Source organism: Marinimicrobium sp. UBA4209 (genome assembly GCF_002381585.1).
Lineage (GTDB): Bacteria > Pseudomonadota > Gammaproteobacteria > Pseudomonadales > Cellvibrionaceae > Marinimicrobium > Marinimicrobium koreense.
The window spans coordinates 1-4626 of record NZ_DFTP01000076.1 but is presented as its reverse complement, the minus strand read 5'-3'; the positions used below and the strand labels follow the sequence as shown (position 1 = coordinate 4626).

Here is a 4626-nt window from a genome sequence, read left to right as displayed (position 1 = left end):
CCGGTGATCACATCCACCGACGGGCGCTGGGTCGCCAGAATCAGATGGATACCCGCTGCCCGTGCCTTCTGGGCAATACGGGCAATCAACTGTTCCACCTTCTTGCCGACGATCATCATCATATCGGCAAACTCATCGATCACCACCACAATCGCCGGCAGGTGCTCCAGATCCGGCGCCGTGGCCTCCTCGGCCCCCGGCTCGTAGTTCTCTTCCGGTTTGAACAGCGGGTCTTTCAGCGGCTCTCCGGCCTTGCGGGCCTCATCCACCTTACGGTTATAGCCGGCCAGGTTGCGAACCCCCAGGGCGGCCATCAGCTTGTAACGCCGCTCCATTTCCCCGACGCACCAGCGCAGGCCGTTGGCGGCGTCTTTCATATCGGTAATGACCGGGGTCAACAGGTGCGGAATGCCCTCATAGACCGACAGCTCCAGCATCTTCGGGTCCACCAGCATCAGTCGTACTTCGTCCGGAGAGGATTTGTACAACAGGCTGAGCAGCATCACGTTCACGCCCACGGATTTCCCCGAGCCAGTGGTACCCGCCACCAGCAAGTGGGGCATTTTGGCCAGATCCGCCACGATGGGTTCGCCGGAGATATCGTGACCCAGGGCCATGGTGAGCACGGATTTGGCCTTGGCATACACATCCGAGGCCAACACTTCACTCAGGCGCACGATTTCCCGGTGCTCGTTGGGAATCTCAATCCCCACCACCGATTTGCCGGGAATCACTTCCACCACCCGCACGCTGATCACCGCCAGCGAACGGGCCAGGTCTTTGGCCAGATTGGTAATCCGGCTGGCCTTGACCCCGGGGGCGGGCTGAATCTCGAACCGGGTCACCACAGGCCCGGGCTGCACCGAGACCACCTCGACCTCGATCCCGAAGTCCTTGAGCTTCAGCTCTAGAAGACGGGACATGGCTTCCAGGGATTCTTTGGAGTAGGACTTGTCGCTGTGCTCGTCGGCCGGGTCCAGCAGATCAATCGAGGGCAGGTCACCCTCCGGAGGTGAACTGTCCTTGGTATCAAACAGCGAGGCCTGCCGGGCCGGCTTGGGCTGGGGTTTGGGCGGGGCCTTCTTGACCGGCTCGCTGATCGTGGGCGGCACCCGCTTGGCGGTTTTCTCAACCTGCTTGGCAACGGCTTCCCGACGCGTGCGCTGGGCCTCTTTCGCGGCTTTGCGCTCGGCCCGCTGGTGCTGCCAGTGCTGGAAGCCCGAGCGGATTTTATCGAGCAGTACTAAGGTCAAGCGCCCGGTTTCATCCATCAGTGCCAACCAGGACAGGTCCGTAAAGATGGTGATACCGAACAGGAAAATCGACAGCAGAATCAGGGTGCCACCGGTGTAGCTGAAGGCGCCTTCAACGGCCTCGGCCACCGAAGCGCCCATCAGACCACCATTGGAAAACGGCAGGCTTGCCCCATCGGGGTAGTGCATGCTGGCAATACCGGTACCCGCTACCATCACCAGGATCAGGCCCACCACCCGCAGCGAGATCAGCAACCAGTCAAACCCGGGCTGACGCTCCCGATCCCGAAATACCTGCCAGGCCCGGTAGGCCAGAAGTACCGGAAACAGGTAGGCCAGATAGCCAAACAGCGACAGGAACACATCGGCCAACCAGGCCCCGGCCGGGCCGCCGGCATTGCGAATGCGGCTGTTCTCGCCCGTGTGCGACCAGCCCGGGTCCCCGGCGTCATAGGTCACCAGTGCCAACATCAGGTACACACTGATGGCGGCCAGGCCGATCAGGGCGCCTTCTTTGACGATGCGCACCAGCACACTGTCGGCGGGCGCGGCGTCGTTACTGGCGGTGGAGGTTTGAGAACGCTTCAAACGGGTTAATCCTGTTGAGTTGTAAGAATGACGGCGGCTATTCTATCGGCCCGAACGGGGTTTGCAAAAGCGACCCGTTCATAGACTCGCCCCGGGCCCGAAGGGACCGATAATAGCGCAAAGCGATAAAACCGAGAGATTACCATTAAAGAAAGCAATACTTGGCATTGGTTCATACTATTTTGCGCCCCGAGAGCGATTCACTTATGATGAGCGCCTTCAAATTTCCCCCTCACTCTCAATTGACGTAAAGGACAGCAAATCATGAGCGAAGCACAGCATCATCGCCTGATTATCCTCGGTTCGGGTCCCGCCGGTTACACAGCGGCCATCTACGCGGCCCGCGCCAACCTGAACCCGGTGCTGATCACCGGTATGCAGCAGGGTGGGCAGTTGACCACCACCACCGACGTAGAGAATTGGCCGGGCGGTGTTTCCGACCTGCAAGGGCCGGATCTGATGGTGGAGATGCAACAGCACGCCGAGCGTTTTGACACTCAAATCATTTTCGATCACATCCACGAAACGGATCTGAGCGAGCGCCCTTACAAGCTGATCGGTAACGAAACCTACACCTGTGACGCCCTGATCATCGCCACCGGCGCCTCTGCCCAGTATATCGGCCTGCCCTCGGAAGAGGCGTTTATGGGCAAGGGCGTCAGCGCCTGCGCCACCTGTGACGGTTTCTTCTACCGCGATCAGAAAGTCGCTGTGGTCGGTGGTGGTAATACCGCCGTGGAAGAGGCCCTGTACCTGTCCAATATCGCCAGCGAAGTGACCCTGATTCACCGTCGCGACAAGCTGCGGGCCGAGAAGATTCTGCAGGACAAGCTGTTCGCCAAGGCCGAAAATGGCAACGTGAAGATCGTCTGGGACCACACCCTGGACGAAGTGCTGGGCGATGACAACGGCGTCACCGGCGCCCGTCTGCGCAGCATGCTCAACGAGAGCACCCAGGAAATCGACGTCCAGGGCGTATTTATCGCCATTGGCCACAAGCCCAACACCGATATCTTCGCCGGTCAGCTGGACATGAAAGACGGCTACATCAAGATCAAAAGCGGCCTGAATGGCAATGCCACCGCCACCAGTGTGCCCGGTGTGTTCGCCGCGGGCGACGTATCCGACCACGTCTACCGTCAGGCCATCACCTCGGCCGGTGCCGGCTGCATGGCGGCGCTGGACGCGGAAAAGTATCTGGACGACCTGTAACCGGGTCGCTCCCGACCTGTTCACCGGCCCTTCGGGGCCGGTTTGACACACTCATGATTACCCTTCCCTGGCTTGAGCCCGACACCCTGGACTTTCCGCCCACGACCGAAGCCCTGGATGAACCCAACGGGCTGCTCGCCGGTGGCGGCGACCTGTCTCCGGAACGACTGACGCGCGCCTACCGCCTGGGTATTTTTCCCTGGTACGAGGAGGGTCAACCCATTCTGTGGTGGACACCCGACCCTCGCGCCGTACTCTTTCCCGACCACCTGCACGTGTCCCGTTCCCTGCGTAAAACCCTCAAGCGAGGGACGTACTCGGTCACCTCGGACCAGGCCTTCGAGGCGGTCATGCGCGCCTGCGCCGCCCCCCGCGACGGCGCCTCCGGCACCTGGATTACCGATGACATGCTGGCCGCCTACACGCGCCTCCATCGCCAGGGAGTGGCGCACTCCATCGAAGTCTGGCAGGAAGAGCGCCTGGTGGGAGGGCTTTACGGCCTCGCCCTGGGCCGCGTCTTTTTCGGCGAGTCCATGTTCAGCCGGGCGGACAATGCCTCCAAGGTCGGCTTTGTCCACCTGGTCGCCCAACTCAAGGCGTGGCATTTTGAGCTCATCGACTGCCAGGTGGGCAGCGCACACCTGTTCAGCCTTGGGGCGGAGGAAATTTCCCGTGAAGCCTTCGAAAAAATCCTGCTAGACTATGCCTATCTGCCCTCGATCAGCGGTCCCTGGCACCTGAATCAGCCCGTGCTATAGACCGACGCCCAGAGATAGACTTCCCGACGGGAGGAGACACCATGACCGACCTGTCGAACCTCAAACTCTTCGCCACCCAGCCCCATCCCTGCAGTTATCTGGAGGGAGAGGAAGCCACCACCCTGTTTATCGACCCCAACGCGCCGGTGGACCAGGACCTGTACAGCCAACTGTCCCAAATTGGCTTCCGCCGCAGCGGCGCGCACCTGTACCGGCCGCACTGCGCCCAGTGCAGCGCCTGTGTGTCCTGTCGCATTCCGGTCGACCACTTCCGCCCCAACCGAAAGCAGCGCCGCTGCTGGCGGCGCAATGAGGACCTGACGCTGGCCATGGTGGAGCGGATTGATGCCGATGAGCACTACGAGCTGTATGCCCATTACATCAATACCCGCCACCGGGACGGGGATATGTATCCACCCTCACGAGCCCAGTACGAAGCGTTTTTAAGCCGGGCCTGGGGCGTGACTCAGTACCTTGAGGTGCGAAATGCTGAGGACCGACTGCTAGCGGTTGCGGTGTGCGACCGACTGGACGACGGGCTGTCGGCGGTGTACACCTTTTTTGACAGCCGGGAAGACCGCCGCAGCCTGGGGGTCTTTGGCATTCTGGCCCAGGTGGAACAGGCCAAGGCCCTGGGATTGCGATATGTGTACCTGGGGTATTGGATCAAGCAGTGTCGGAAGATGGATTACAAGACTCAGTATCGGCCGTTGGAGATGCTGGTCAATCGTCGCTGGATTAGGGTTAACTGACCAACTCTCTTACCTAGTAGATATGCGTGACGTCCGGTCCGCCGGTGAGGTATACCCTTCGGA

Annotated in this window: 4 protein-coding genes; 3 read left to right on the top strand and 1 reads right to left on the bottom strand. The window is 60.8% G+C overall.

The window, feature by feature from the left end:
- Positions 1–1841, bottom strand: a 1841-nt coding sequence (locus tag B3187_RS11200) for a DNA translocase FtsK (protein WP_286806479.1), incomplete at its 3' end; no start/stop codon positions are given.
- Between the two features lie 264 nt (positions 1842–2105).
- Between B3187_RS11200 and trxB the strand changes: the two genes are divergently transcribed.
- The 3 genes from trxB to B3187_RS11185 are packed head-to-tail and all read left to right on the top strand — an operon-like array spanning position 2106 to position 4563.
- Entirely contained in the window at positions 2106–3053 is a 948-nt protein-coding gene (trxB, locus tag B3187_RS11195; protein WP_024460469.1) for a thioredoxin-disulfide reductase, read from the top strand.
- 53 nt (positions 3054–3106) lie between these two features.
- Positions 3107–3811 carry a leucyl/phenylalanyl-tRNA--protein transferase gene (gene aat, locus B3187_RS11190; protein WP_286806477.1) on the top strand — a complete coding sequence of 235 codons (705 nt, stop codon included), beginning with the start codon at positions 3107–3109 and terminating at the stop codon, positions 3809–3811.
- A gap of 41 nt (positions 3812–3852) precedes the next feature.
- Positions 3853–4563 carry an arginyltransferase gene (locus B3187_RS11185; protein WP_286806476.1) on the top strand — a complete coding sequence of 237 codons (711 nt, stop codon included), beginning with the start codon at positions 3853–3855 and terminating at the stop codon, positions 4561–4563.
- Positions 4564–4626 lie beyond the last annotated feature (63 nt).